This window comes from Staphylococcus sp. EG-SA-15 (genome assembly GCF_017151895.1).
Lineage (GTDB): Bacteria > Bacillota > Bacilli > Staphylococcales > Staphylococcaceae > Staphylococcus > Staphylococcus aureus.
In genome coordinates this window covers 21,111-34,377 of record NZ_JACVZN010000032.1, presented here as the reverse complement: position 1 = coordinate 34,377, position 13,267 = coordinate 21,111, and the positions used below count along the sequence as shown (strand labels likewise).

The window sequence follows — 13,267 nt, the reverse complement described above, 5'->3', positions numbered from 1 at the left end:
TGTATTTTAAATGAACTTTTTAAAGATGATGAAAATATAGATAGACGGGTGTTGGAAGGTTTAGTAAGCGCTAAAATCATTAAAGATAAAAAATATACAAATGAAAATCTAATTGTAGCAAATAATGACTGGGATGGATTTTGTGAGAGCTTGAAGTATAAAAATAGATTTCATAATAATATGATCAATTTAGAGAATTTAGCGTTCTTTCTCGATATCACTACTAATTACTATAGTATTGAGGAATTTAGAGAAAGATTTGAACCATTATATAGATCTAGAATAGTTAAGTTCATTACAGAGAAAAGTGAACTAATGTCACCACCAAAGGGATTTGCAACGGCAGGAAGATTGAATTCTAAATGGATAAGCGTATTATACCTTAGTACAAAAGAACAGGTCAGTATAGAAGAAGTTAAACCTAAGCATAATGACATTATTTATATAGGTAAGGTTAAGTTACAAAAAAACGTTACAAAAGAGAAATTGAAAATTGCGAATTTAACTAATTTAACTAGTAATGCAATCAAAGCTGGCGATGATGGATTTAGAAAGTATTTTGTAAATCACCAAACATTAAAAAAGATTCATAAAGGAATAACAAATCCAAGCGATGAACAAGGAATAGATTATTTGCCATTTCAATATTTAGCTGATTATATTCGAAGCCTTAAATATGACGGGATAATGTATGAGAGCATATTGCAAGATGGTACTTTTAACTTTGTGTTTTTTGATCAAAATTTATTTGAATGTGTTAATTATGAAAGAAAAAGAGTAAGTGATGTTAAATATACATTGACTAAGCTAAGTTGACACACTCGGAAATCTGAATATTCTAATAAAATATAAATAATCCCCCGCACTTCACATAGTGGCGGGGGATTTATTCTGGCGTTAAAATGCCCAAAGTATGGGGGTGACTCTTAAATCATGGCAAGGCACTTAAAACTTGATATGGTGCCGAGCCCTAACTTAGCACAATATAGTTAGTATGACAAAGTCATCTAACATAACACATCAGAGGTTGCCCGTTTATTTCAGACCATACAGTGATAAAGTTGCACAACGCATGACTTTTATTTAGCAATAACTGCTACTTCTGAAATAAGTTGCTTTGCATAGTCTGACTGCGGATGTTTAATAATATCTTCTGTGTTATTCAGTTCAACGATTTCGCCATTTTTCATAACTGCAACGCGATCACATATTTCATTGATAACACCCATGTCATGTGTGATGAATAAATAAGTGATGCCGAAGTCTAACTGTAATTGTTTTAATAACTCGATGATATCTTTTTGAATTGAAACGTCTAAAGCGGACACTGCCTCGTCGCAAACAATCACTTTAGGTTCTACAGCAAGTGCTCTCGCGATACTTACACGCTGACGTTGCCCACCAGATAATTCGTGTGGATAGCGATATAAGAAACTTTGATCTAGGCCAACCTTTTCTAACAACGATACGACAGTTTTAATAATGTCATCATTATCTTTGACTTTCCCATGAATGATTAGTGGTCGTTTAATCACATCAATGACTTTAAATCTTGGATTAATAGATGCGAATGGATCTTGAAAAATCATTTGTATCTCTTGTCGTAAAGATTTCAATTCATCATCTTTAAATAAACTTAATGGTAATTCGTTATACCAAATAAAGCCTTCTGACACTTCCTTTAGACCGACGACCGTCTTAGCTAATGTCGATTTCCCTGACCCTGACTCACCAACAATGCCTAATGTTTCGCCTTTTCTAATAGCCAAGTTAATATCATTAACTGCTCGGTATAGGCTGCCACTTGGTGACTTGTAATCCACGCTCACACGATCGAATTTTAATAAAATATCATTGTTTAACAATCTTGGCGGACGCGTTTGATGAATATCAGGAATTGCATCTATTAAGCGTTTCGTATAGGTATGTTGTGGCGATTTAAAAATACTTTCAACCGTGCCACTTTCAACGACACTTCCATCTTTCATTACAATCACATCGTCGCAAAATTGATACACAGCACCTAAATCGTGAGTGATAAAAATAATAGACGTTTCTGTGTACTCATAAAGGGACTTCATTAACTGCAGTAATTGATTTTGTGTACTGGCATCTAATGCCGTTGTTGGTTCATCTGCGATTAAAATTTGTGGCTTTAAAATCAATGCCATTGCTATCATGACACGTTGACGCATACCACCAGAAAGTTCATGTGGATAAGCATCAAATTGTCGAGTTGCATGTTTTATACCTACTTTTTCTAAAATGTCTATTGTCATCGACTTTGCTTCAGATTTAGATACACGTTTATGTTGAAATATTACTTCTGTAATTTGTTTGCCAATCGTTAATCTTGGATTCAACGAAGAGAGTGGATCTTGAAAAATCATTGAAATATCCTTACCTCGAATTTGTTGTAACGCTGAAGTTGATAAATTATTTAACGATTGCCCATTAAAAATAATTTCTCCTGTTAATGTGTGATCTGGATAATCTGGTAGTAGCCCTAAAATAGATTTAGCGGTAATACTTTTTCCTGATCCTGATTCACCAACAATACCTAGGATATGTTTTTTTCGTAATTCGAAAGAGACGTTTTTTACCGCTTGAACTGTAGTTTCATCATAATTGAATTGTACATTCAGACTGTTGACTTCTAATAAATTTGACATGATGTTGTGCCTCCCTATTCACAAATGTGTAAATTTATTCTATACTTTTGTATATCATAGTAATCTACTCAAGATTATTTTACAAGGAGTGATTATCATAATTACTTATTTAGAATCTTTTAAGTCGTTGTATCACAAGGCATTTTACAAGTTTGTATTATCGGTATTAAGCTTGCCAATATTTTTATATGCAGTGATAAAGTTTTTCTTTTCTGCTAAGAGAAAAAATTTTTACGCTAATAATTCTGAAATTTCAGAAATTGAACAGGCGTTACATCAAAAATATAAATATTTATCGCAGCAAAAGTCATCCACACAAATACATAAAGAAGCATTAAAAATATTCAAGGCACAAAGTTCTAATACGAGTTCAAAGAATATTGAACAAGCACATTTTTCAACATACTTTGAAAATGTATTATTTCATAAGTTCATCATGATCAAAGTGATATTGGCCTTGCCGATGTTCATCTTATTGACTTTTTATTTACAGCCATTAGTTAGATATATTTTTGAACGAATTGTCATGGCTGTGATTGTCATCATTGGTGTTATTGTCAGTGTGTTTACCATTCTGTATTTTTCACCGCTTGATGCGGCTTATAGCATACTGGGACAAAATGCAACAAAGGCACAGATACATCAATTCAATGTATTACATCATCTTAACGAACCTTATTTTATTCAATTGTGGGATACCATCAAGGGTGTTTTTACCTTTGACTTAGGTACGACTTACAAAGGGAATGAGGTTGTGACTAAAGCAGTTGGCGAAAGAATTCCAATTACAATAATTGTCGCAGTATTAGCGCTAATTGTGGCATTAATTATTGCAATACCAATTGGTATTATCAGTGCGATGAAGCGAAATAGTTGGCTTGATATCACGTTAATGATAATTGCATTAATTGGTTTATCTATTCCAAGTTTCTGGCAAGGGCTATTATTCATTTTAGCGTTCTCATTGAAATTGGATATTTTGCCACCATCTTATATGCCAGAACATCCAATATCGTTGATTTTACCTGTACTTGTCATTGGAACAAGTATTGCTGCTTCTATCACGCGTATGACAAGGTCTTCTGTACTTGAAGTAATGCGCAGCGATTATGTTTTAACTGCTTATGCAAAAGGATTATCGACGACACAAGTTGTTATTAAACATATTTTGAAAAATGCCATTATTCCAATTGTAACGTTAGTTGGTCTTCTAGTGGCAGAGTTACTAGGCGGTTCAGCAGTGACGGAACAAGTATTTAACATTAATGGTATCGGGCGTTATATCGTCCAAAAACAACTAATACCTGATATCCCAGCAGTCATGGGTGGGGTCGTATATATATCAATTGTAATATCTTTAGCAAACTTAATTATTGATATATTTTATGCTTTAATCGATCCAAAATTACGTAGTGAAATTAACGAAAGGAAGTGAGGCATATGGTAAAACTTACAACAAAGATAGCTTCCTTAAAACTATTCGCAAGTTATGCTATAGCAACTTATATTTTAGTTATATTAACGAGTGCATTAAATCTTTTTAAAGGTTATGTGGCCGATACGTTCTATATTGCTGAAACATTGCTAATCGTTTTAACCATCATTTTAATTATCATTTTAACAACAGAACAAACATGGAAGCATCATGACTTATGGCGACGTATCGTCGAAGTGTTGTTATTGTTGATGACATTAACAGGCAACGTATTTACATTATTAATGTTTGTAAGTATTAGACGTTACCAACGTACATCGCAAATACATAGTTATAACGGGTGGGAATCGTTTATACGAAAAACTACTAGACATCGTATTGCGATTATCGGGTTACTTATTTTAGTCTACATGCTGACATTATCAATTGTGTCACAATTTACATTTGATACGACATTGGCTACTAAAAATCAGTTCAATGCACTGTTACATGGACCGAGTCTAGCCTATCCGTTTGGTACTGATGATTTCGGTAGAGACTTATTTACACGCGTAGTTGTCGGAACGAAACTGACATTTTCAATTTCAATTATTTCAGTAGTTATTGCAGTTATTTTTGGTGTGTTACTAGGCACTATCGCAGGTTATTTTAATCATATTGATAATTTAATAATGCGAATTTTAGATGTAGTGTTTGCAATTCCATCATTATTGTTAGCGGTGGCAATTATTGCATCATTTGGAGCAAGTATTCCAAATTTAATTATTGCTTTAAGTATCGGTAATATACCATCATTTGCACGGACAATGCGTGCCAGTGTTTTAGAAATTAAACGCATGGAATATGTAGATGCAGCACGTATCACTGGTGAAAACACTTGGAATATCATATGGCGTTATATTTTACCGAATGCGATTGCGCCTATGATTGTACGTTTTTCATTAAATATAGGTGTGGTTGTATTAACAACAAGTAGTTTAAGTTTCCTAGGACTTGGTGTTGCACCTGATGTAGCTGAATGGGGCAACATTTTACGTACCGGTAGTAACTACTTGGAAACGCACAGTAATTTAGCTATTGTACCTGGTGTTTGTATTATGTTCGTCGTTTTAGCATTTAATTTTATAGGTGATGCAGTGCGTGATGCACTAGATCCAAGAATTCATTAAAAAGGTAGGGATAGATGTGAAGAAAATCATTAGTATCGCAATTATAGTTTTAGCGTTGGTATTAAGTGGTTGTGGTGTCCCTACGAAATCAGAAGTGGCTCAAAAGTCATCGAAAGTTGAAGTGAAAGGCGAGCGACCAACAATACATTTCCTAGGACAAGCAAGTTATGAAAATGATATGAATATCGTTAAAGATCAATTGGAAAATGCAGGATTTAACGTGAAGATGAATATCCAACCAGATTATGGTAGCTATCGTACACAACGTCAAGCCGGCAATTATGATATCCAAATTGATGACTGGATGACAGTGTTTGGTGACCCGAACTATGCTATGACGGCATTATTTAGTTCTACAGGATCAAATAGTTTATTGAAAGATAAACATGTAGACCAGTTGTTAAATAAAGCTTCTACTCAAAATGAAGCAGATGTTAAACAAACATATAAGCAAATTGAAGATGAAGTTGTATTTGATAAAGGGTATATGGCGCCTTTATATGGATCAAAAAAGAATTTAGTATATGACAATAAAGTGTTAGATAAAAATAGTGTTGGATTGCCAAATTCACGTGCATTAATATGGCAACAATTTGATTACAACAATAGTAGAGAACGAGATACGCGGCCACTTGTGATGACACAACAAGATGGTGAAATTCCTACATTGGATCCAATACGTTCAATTGCGCCGTCAGTATATTCAATTAATATGAATATGTACACAAGGTTATTATTATTAGATGAAAATGATCATTTAACAACGAAAGGTTCGTTAAGTCATGATTATGCTGTGAATAAGGACAATAAAGCATTTTATTTCTTGTTAAGAGATGATGATTATTTTGCGAAAGTGGTCAATGGACAAGCACGTAATACTGGAGAGCGTGTATCGGCTGAAGATGTTAAGTTTTCTTTAGATAGAGCACGTGATAAAAAGTCTGTGCCTAACAATAATACTTACAATATGCACAAACATATAAATGACATCAAGATATTAAAAGATGAGGACATCGATCAGTTGCGTAAAGAGAAAGACAAGGACGATAAATCAATCTATGATAAGTTGATTAAAGCTTATAACGTCAAATCGTTAACGACAGATGGTCAAAAAGTAAATAATAAAGACGGTATTTATCAAATTGTTAAAATTACGACAGATCAATCGATGCCTCGAGAGGTAAATTACTTAACACACTCTTCGGCAGGCATTTTATCTAAAAAATTTGTTAATCAAGTAAATCAAGAATATCCAAAAGGATATGGGGATAGCAGTACAATTCCTGCAAATTCAGATTGGAAAAATGCGCTGTATGCAAGTGGCGCATACATTATGACACAGAAAAATGCATATCAAGCAACGTTTCAACGTAATCCAGGATTCAACGAAACAGAAAAAGGTAGTTATGGACCAGCTAAAATTAAAAATATTACATTGAAGTTTAATGGTGACCCGAATAATGCATTGTCAGAACTTAGAAATCATTCAATTGATATGTTGGCAGATGTGAATCAAAAACATTTTGATTTAATTAAGTCGGATAAAAATTTAAGCATTATTCGCAAAAATGGACGCAAGTCAGTCTTTTTAATGCTAAATATTAAAAAAGGTATATTTATGACGCATCCAAACTTGAGACAAGCAGTAGTTAATGCGATAGATCAGGATCAATTTATTAAGTTTTATCGTGGCGATAAATTTAAAATTGCATCACCGATTACACCACTTGTCGATACTGGTAACGAGCAACGTCAAGATTTAGAAAAAGTAGAAAAAGCCATCAATCAATAATGTTTTAAATATTTAACAGAAAGTAGGAGGATATAGTATGGTCATTAACTTAAATGACAAACAGACAAAAACATCTAAAGAAGGGTTAATTTCCGTATCACATCCTCTTGCGGCTAAAATTGGTAAGGATGTATTAGATCAAGGTGGCAACGCCATGGATGCAGTGATTGCAATTCAACTGGCATTGAATGTGGTAGAACCATTTGCATCAGGTATTGGTGGTGGCGGGTATTTGCTATATTATGAGCAAAGTACTGGCAGTATAACTGCGTTTGATGCGCGTGAGACAGCCCCTGCACATGTAGATAAACAATTTTATCTAGATGATTCAGGCGAATATAAATCATTTTTTGATATGACTACACATGGTAAAACTGTCGCTGTGCCAGCAATTCCAAAGCTGTTTGATTATATTCACAAGCGTTATGCTAAGTTGTCATTGGAAGATTTAATTAATCCTGCAATTGAACTAGCTATTGAAGGTCATGCAGCCAATTGGGCTACTGAAAAATATTCGCGCCAGCAACACGCACGATTGACAAAGTATTATGAAACGGCACAAGTATTTACGCATGAAAATCAATATTGGCGTGAAGGTGATTGGATTGTACAACCCGAATTAGGTAAGACATTTCAAATATTAAGAGAACAAGGGTTTAATGCATTTTATAAAGGTGACATTGCGAAACAATTAGTCAATGTTGTCAAAGCATGTGGTGGGACAATCACTTTAGAGGATCTAGCCAAATATGACATTCAGATTAAAGCGCCAATCAGTGCAACATTTAAAGACTATGACATTTATTCAATGGGACCATCTAGTTCTGGCGGTATCACGGTAATTCAAATATTGAAGTTATTAGAACATGTCGATTTACCATCTATGGGTCCAAGATCTGTCGATTACTTGCATCATTTGATACAAGCGATGCATTTAGCATATAGTGATCGCGCGCAATACTTGGCGGATGATAATTTTCATGAGGTGCCTGTACAGTCATTAATTGATGACGATTATTTAAAAGCACGCAGTACGCTCATTGATAGCAATAAAGCAAATATTGATATAGAGCATGGTGTTGTGTCTGATTGCATTAGTCATACAGATGTTGAAGAAAATCATACCGAAACAACTCATTTTTGTGTGATTGATAAGGAAGGTAATATTGCTTCATTTACGACATCAATCGGTATGATTTACGGATCGGGTATTACGATTCCAGGGTACGGCGTGTTATTGAATACCACAATGGATGGTTTTGATGTAGTAGATGGTGGTATTAACGAAATTGCACCATATAAACGACCACTAAGTAACATGGCTCCAACGATTGTGATGCATCACGGGAAGCCGATATTAACAGTAGGTGCACCTGGTGCCATAAGTATCATTGCTAGTGTTGCGCAAACATTAATCAATGTATTAGTGTTTGGCATGGATATTCAGCAGGCTATAGATGAACCTAGAATTTATAGTAGCCATCCTAATCGCATTGAATGGGAGCCTCAATTTTCACAATCTACAATATTAGCATTGATTGCACGTGGACATGCAATGGAACATAAACCAGATGCCTATATTGGAGATGTACATGGGTTACAGGTTGACTTGAATACACGTGACGCGTCGGGAGGTGCTGATGATACGAGGGAAGGCACAGTGATAGGTGGCGATGTATTATCAATTAGAAAACAACCATTACCTAGTCCGAAAATATACGATAATGACACCCATCGAGTATATTTCAATGATATGCAGTTGCCATTATATGCTGAACAAGTGCGGTGGATGCATGACAAATATTGGGTTGATGAAAGTGTTATTAGAATCATTTTCCCTGAAGTTAGTGTGCATATTGAAGATTTAAGAAGTTATGAAATCGCCGGAAAAAATTATATAGATATTGCCTGGTTGGCACGGAAGAAAGGTTATCAAGTTACCTTAAAGGATGACAGTTTATACTTAACTGATGAAACATATCATTCAGTGAAAGCAAACACAAATGCATACTATAGATATGATCGAGATAGTATCACAAGATAATTTATGTATTTGATATATAGTTTGAAGTGGATTTTGATTTTTGTTGAACGAAAGGGTTCGATTTCAAACTTTAGAGTGATGCTTGAGTGTAGTAATGTTGAAGTTGTTATAAGAAACGCTAGTCGCCTTTGTAAAATATAAAACGCCCCACAAATTCGTTTTTGATGTACACCACAATAGTTAGTCTAAAATCTAACTTGATGTGATTCGGTACAATTAAATGAATGATGTGAGGCGTTTTTATAATGTGTGATTTTAATAAATGATTTGGTTATTTCTATAATTACATCATAAGTATTAATGTTCACTTAATTTATTATAAGTAAGGCTTTCTTTGTATATAATTTGGTCTTTTCCAGGACTTGAAAAATAAAAATAAAGTTTCTGATCTTGATGATTATTGCCTTTTAAATCACTCATTCCCTTTAATTCCACCTTTGTTGATGCATTTCTGGGAATATTATATCTACGTTTTAATTGTTTAACGTTTGGATTATCATTCGACAACTTACCAGATAAATTATAATAATCAGTGGTAGGATCATGTGTGACTTTCAAATCATTGCTATTTAAAATGCTTGTTAAATCACCACTTTGAATCAAAAATTGATTGTTTTCGATTTTTTGTTTCAGCGCGGGATCTTTTACGTCTTTTGTGAAAACGATTTTATTATTAACTACTTTTACTGGATAACTTTTGTATGTCGAGTCAGTAGCATTTTTTCTATCGTTTGTAGTTGTGTCATATTCACCAGTTATTTTATGTGTGTTCTTATCTACCTTTAACAACATACGGTCTTCTTTTAAAAGCTCATCTGATCCAACAACTGAATAAGAGGATTCTATATACCATGTGTCTTGATCATTATTTTCATAATGGGGATTATCGTGACCATCAATTTCATAAAGCGTTTCTAAGTTTTTAATAGGATACGTACTTAGTACTTTTTTAAGACCATCTTTCAAATGAATTTGTTCCCACTTCATTGCCAAAAACATACCGCCACTGACTACAATTGAAATAATAATAATTGCTGCTAAGTTTAACCAGAAAATTTTATGTGCTTTCATACATTCCCACCGTTTCTCAAAATACTTCATTAACACTATAATAATATATTTTGAAAAATATTTACATCAGTATTAAAGTGAATATCAAATTTTAAATTTATGAAAATAATAGATATTTATAAAAAGCGGAAAAGAGATACAATAAAAAACTGCATGACGTTGAGGAGTCACACAGTGTAATTAAAAATTTAAAATGTAGTTGCTAATTTTTCAGCATTATTAATACTAGTTGCTTTAATTTCTTCAGTCTTATGAGGTTCAGCATTGTGTCCTTCAATAATGATTGTTTCATATGATGGCACACCTAAGAATGTCATAATTGTTCTTAAATAACGGTCACCCATTTCAAAATCAGCAGCAGGTCCTTCAGTATAATATCCACCACGTGATTGAATGTGTAATACTTTTTTGTCAGTTAACAAACCTTGAGGTCCTTCAGCAGAATATTTAAAAGTTTTACCTGCAATTGAAATAGCATCAATATATGCTTTAACTACAGGTGGGAAAGAAAGGTTCCACATAGGCGTTACAAATACATATTTATCTGCACTTAAAAATTCTTCTAAAATGTCACTCAATCTTGAAACTTTCATTTGTTCATCATCAGTTAACGTTTCGCCATTACTCATTTTTCCCCAACCAGTTAATACATCTTTGTCAATAACTGGAATATAAGTTTCAAATAAATCAATATGTTTCACTTCATCATCAGGATGTTGTTGTTGATATGTTTCGATAAATGCTTTACCAGCCGCCATAGAATTTGATACCAGTTCATTAAAAGGGTGTGCTGTAATATATAATACTTTTGCCATTTGAAAATTCTCCTCTGTTTCTGTTATTTTCTTGAGTATAATTATTATATTAGATATAAAATTTGATATCAATAAAAATATTCAAATTACCATCATTTTCTTCATCTATATTTGGCAGTACTACTAAAGTATGAGTGCATTTAATTATGAAATAGTTGATTTAGAATATATACTTAATACCCAAAATATATGAAGGATGGATGCCACTATGACAAAGCGACCAAAACGTATTTTGGCAACAATTATCATTTTTCTTTCACTATTATTTACGATTATTTATATAGATGACATTCAAAAATGGTTTAACCAATATACCGATAAATTGACACAAAATCATAAAGGACAAGGACACTCAAAATGGGAAGACTTTTTTAGAGGGAGTCGGATTACTGAGACTTTTGGTAAATATCAACATTCACCATTTGATGGTAAGCATTATGGCATTGATTTTGCATTGCCAAAAGGTACACCAATTAAAGCGCCGACGAATGGTAAAGTAACACGTATCTTTAATAATGAATTGGGCGGCAAGGTATTACAGATTGCCGAAGACAATGGAGAATATCACCAGTGGTATCTACACTTAGACAAATATAATGTCAAAGTAGGTGATCGAGTCAAAGCAGGTGATATTATTGCATATTCAGGCAATACAGGTAAACAAACGACAGGCGCACATTTACATTTTCAAAGAATGAAGGGTGGCGTAGGTAATGCATATGCAGAAGATCCAAAACCGTTTATCGATCAGTTACCTGATGGGGAACGTAGCCTATATGATTTGTAGTTATAGAAGGGTGCCCGCAGTCTAAAAAATTAAGCAATCATTGTGTGAGTATGATACTTACATAATGGTTGCTTTTTTCAATGAAAATCGTAATGCTAAGTCATACTTGTTTGATTTAGATATTACTTAAAATGTAAGACAAGGTTGTTAGCATTGGCAGTGAAATATCGCACATAAAAAAACATTATTGTCACACTAGAAAATAGTTGTGCACTATATCAATTTTCTGTATAAAAGTTTAATTCTGACAGTAATGTAAACGTTTACAATTTATGATTGACATTAATAATGACTGAATATATGATTTATGTAAGTATTTGTGCAAACGTTTTCACAAAGTGTATTGCACAATCAAACTGTAAACAAAGTATGGGAGGCATAACATGGCAGAACTAAAGTTAGAGCATATTAAAAAGACGTATGATAACAACAATACTGTAGTGAAAGATTTTAATCTACATATTACTGACAAAGAATTCATTGTATTTGTTGGACCATCGGGATGTGGTAAATCAACAACATTACGAATGGTTGCTGGACTAGAGTCTATCACATCTGGAGATTTTTATATTGATGGGGAACGCATGAACGATGTTGAACCAAAGAATAGAGATATTGCGATGGTATTTCAAAACTATGCATTATATCCACATATGACTGTTTTTGAAAATATGGCATTTGGGCTAAAGCTACGTAAAGTAAATAAAAAAGAGATTGAACAAAAAGTCAATGAAGCAGCTGAAATATTAGGATTAACTGAGTATCTTGGTCGTAAACCAAAAGCGTTATCTGGTGGACAGCGTCAACGTGTTGCTTTGGGCAGAGCTATTGTTAGGGATGCGAAAGTCTTTTTAATGGATGAACCATTATCGAATCTTGATGCGAAGCTTCGAGTACAAATGCGCACAGAAATATTGAAATTACATAAGCGACTTAATACTACGACAATTTATGTTACACATGATCAAACTGAAGCATTGACGATGGCTAGTCGAATTGTTGTTTTGAAAGATGGCGACATTATGCAAGTCGGCACACCTAGAGAAATATATGATGCCCCTAATTGCATATTTGTGGCGCAATTTATCGGCTCACCAGCAATGAATATGTTGAATGCTACAGTTGAAATGGACGGATTGAAGGTAGGAGCACACCATTTTAAATTACATAATAAAAAATTTGAAAAGTTAAAAGCTGCTGGCTACTTAGACAAGGAAATTATTTTAGGTATTCGAGCTGAAGACATTCATGAAGAACCAATATTTATTCAAACTTCTCCAGAGACACAATTTGAATCTGAAGTAGTTGTATCCGAACTGTTAGGTTCAGAAATCATGGTACATAGTACATTCCAAGGAATGGAATTGATTTCTAAATTAGATTCAAGAACCCAAGTGATGACGAACGACAAGATTACACTAGCATTTGATATGAATAAGTGTCACTTTTTTGATGAAAAAACAGGAAATCGTATCGTCTAAG

The 13,267-nt window shown here is 33.6% G+C and carries 10 protein-coding genes; 7 read left to right on the top strand and 3 right to left on the bottom strand.

The features are described from left to right. Positions 1-816 (top strand): RES family NAD+ phosphorylase (locus tag IDG64_RS11940; RefSeq protein ID WP_206171328.1); only part of this gene is annotated, 816 nt, incomplete at its 5' end. 263 nt (positions 817-1,079) lie between these two features. Here the strand turns inward: IDG64_RS11940 and IDG64_RS11935 are convergent. After that, a complete protein-coding gene (locus IDG64_RS11935; RefSeq protein WP_000067347.1) occupies positions 1,080-2,672 on the bottom strand; it encodes an ABC transporter ATP-binding protein in 1,593 nt (530 codons plus the stop codon). Between IDG64_RS11935 and IDG64_RS11930 the strand changes: the two genes are divergently transcribed. From IDG64_RS11930 to ggt, 4 genes are read left to right on the top strand one after another with little or no spacing between them, the layout of a single operon-like run. Further along, complete coding sequence (locus IDG64_RS11930) at positions 2,629-4,107, top strand: ABC transporter permease (RefSeq protein ID WP_001814557.1); 1,479 nt, start codon at positions 2,629-2,631, stop codon at positions 4,105-4,107. The two genes, IDG64_RS11935 and IDG64_RS11930, sit on opposite strands and share 44 nt — an antisense overlap. 5 nt (positions 4,108-4,112) lie before the next feature. Then, a complete protein-coding gene (locus IDG64_RS11925) occupies positions 4,113-5,276 on the top strand; it encodes an ABC transporter permease (protein ID WP_000240104.1) in 1,164 nt (387 codons plus the stop codon). A gap of 16 nt (positions 5,277-5,292) precedes the next feature. After that, positions 5,293-7,068 carry an ABC transporter substrate-binding protein gene (locus IDG64_RS11920; protein ID WP_000720805.1) on the top strand — a complete coding sequence of 592 codons (1,776 nt, stop codon included), beginning with the start codon at positions 5,293-5,295 and terminating at the stop codon, positions 7,066-7,068. Between the two features lie 37 nt (positions 7,069-7,105). Further along, a complete protein-coding gene (gene ggt / locus IDG64_RS11915) occupies positions 7,106-9,112 on the top strand; it encodes a gamma-glutamyltransferase (RefSeq protein ID WP_000236408.1) in 2,007 nt (668 codons plus the stop codon). A 297-nt stretch (positions 9,113-9,409) separates the two neighbouring features. On the opposite strand, the gene IDG64_RS11910 is transcribed toward ggt, so the two are convergent. Together IDG64_RS11910 and IDG64_RS11905 are read right to left on the bottom strand one after the other, a co-directional pair. Continuing rightward, complete coding sequence (locus tag IDG64_RS11910; protein WP_000643623.1) at positions 9,410-10,183, bottom strand: tandem-type lipoprotein; 774 nt, start codon at positions 10,181-10,183, stop codon at positions 9,410-9,412. A 188-nt stretch (positions 10,184-10,371) separates the two neighbouring features. Next, positions 10,372-10,998, bottom strand: a complete 627-nt coding sequence (locus IDG64_RS11905; RefSeq protein WP_001151451.1) for an FMN-dependent NADH-azoreductase — start codon at positions 10,996-10,998, stop codon at positions 10,372-10,374. A gap of 208 nt (positions 10,999-11,206) precedes the next feature. Here IDG64_RS11905 and IDG64_RS11900 point away from each other — a divergent pair, with 208 nt between their 5' ends. Both IDG64_RS11900 and IDG64_RS11895 read left to right on the top strand, forming a co-directional pair. Then, positions 11,207-11,785, top strand: coding sequence for a M23 family metallopeptidase (locus IDG64_RS11900; RefSeq protein WP_000166919.1), 579 nt, complete (start codon positions 11,207-11,209; stop codon positions 11,783-11,785). Between the two features lie 383 nt (positions 11,786-12,168). Beyond that, a complete protein-coding gene (locus tag IDG64_RS11895; RefSeq protein WP_000818910.1) occupies positions 12,169-13,266 on the top strand; it encodes an ABC transporter ATP-binding protein in 1,098 nt (365 codons plus the stop codon). Position 13,267: the final 1 nt, after the last annotated feature.

Coding starts and splice junctions, on each gene's coding strand:
- IDG64_RS11935 (WP_000067347.1), bottom strand. CDS start 2,672: ATGTCAAATTTATTAGAAGTCAACAGTCTGAATGTACAATTCAATTAT.
- IDG64_RS11925 (WP_000240104.1), top strand. CDS start 4,113: ATGGTAAAACTTACAACAAAGATAGCTTCCTTAAAACTATTCGCAAGT.
- ggt (WP_000236408.1), top strand. CDS start 7,106: ATGGTCATTAACTTAAATGACAAACAGACAAAAACATCTAAAGAAGGG.
- IDG64_RS11910 (WP_000643623.1), bottom strand. CDS start 10,183: ATGAAAGCACATAAAATTTTCTGGTTAAACTTAGCAGCAATTATTATT.
- IDG64_RS11905 (WP_001151451.1), bottom strand. CDS start 10,998: ATGGCAAAAGTATTATATATTACAGCACACCCTTTTAATGAACTGGTA.
- IDG64_RS11900 (WP_000166919.1), top strand. CDS start 11,207: ATGACAAAGCGACCAAAACGTATTTTGGCAACAATTATCATTTTTCTT.
- IDG64_RS11895 (WP_000818910.1), top strand. CDS start 12,169: ATGGCAGAACTAAAGTTAGAGCATATTAAAAAGACGTATGATAACAAC.